A 773-nucleotide genomic window follows, 5' to 3' on the forward strand; every position below is an offset into this window, starting at 1 on the left:
CGCCGGGGTCATCTTCCTGCTGCCCTCCCTGCTCCAGACCCGGTTCGGGGCCAGCGCCGCGCAGAGCGGCTGATCACCTTCATCGCGCCGGTGGGGGCGATCGTCATGCGCTCCGTCGCGCCGGGCATCTATCGCGGCCGGGGGTTCCGGGCGGTGATGTGCGCCACAAGCCTTGTGCTGCCGTGCATATGCGGGCTGCTGGCGCTGTTCCACCCCGGCGCGGGCATGGCGTGGCTGCTGCTCCTGCTCGGGGTGAACGGCATGGGGCAGACGCTCCTGTTCACCGGCTACAACACCGTCGCCTATGCCGACATGCCGCCCGCGCGGATGAGCGCGGCCACCAGCCTGTACTCCACCTGCCAGCAGGTGATGCTGACACTGCATATGCGTCGCGGCGGGCGCGCTGGCCGCTTTCCACCTTGTCCTGCCCATGACGGCGCAGGCGTATGATTACAGCCTGACATTCACGATATGCGGCGTGGTCGCGCTTCTGGCCCTGCCCATCCTGCGCGGGCTTTCCGCCAATGCGGGCGCGGCCGTGAGCGGGCATGACATGACCGGCACCCAAAAGGACGGGGACTGAAACATCAGACGGATTTTCACTTACGCCCGGAAGCGGGAGTGTTACATTCATTAACCCAGTCCATCCACCGCCCATGTTAAGACTATGGCAGAGTCGACCCGTGACCCGATTTTCGTGATGGCCCGGCCCTTCATACAACAGGCAGAAAACCGACCGCATGGATACAGCTTCCTCCCCGTCCCGCCCCCCG

At 65.7% G+C, this 773-nt stretch carries 1 protein-coding gene and 1 pseudogene; both read left to right on the plus strand.

From position 1 onward, the window contains the following. A pseudogene (locus JCM25156_RS26335) lies at window positions 1–450 on the plus strand (hypothetical protein); the annotation flags it as partial. Continuing rightward, window positions 431–583: a hypothetical protein gene (locus JCM25156_RS31820; RefSeq protein ID WP_242402754.1), complete on the plus strand. Its 153-nt coding sequence runs from the start codon at window positions 431–433 to the stop codon at window positions 581–583. The pseudogene JCM25156_RS26335 and the gene JCM25156_RS31820, both read left to right, overlap by 20 nt. The last annotated feature ends 190 nt before the right edge of the window (window positions 584–773 follow it).

This window comes from Komagataeibacter kakiaceti JCM 25156 (assembly GCF_000613305.1).

Coding starts and splice junctions, on each gene's coding strand:
- JCM25156_RS31820 (WP_242402754.1), top strand. CDS start 431: ATGACGGCGCAGGCGTATGATTACAGCCTGACATTCACGATATGCGGC.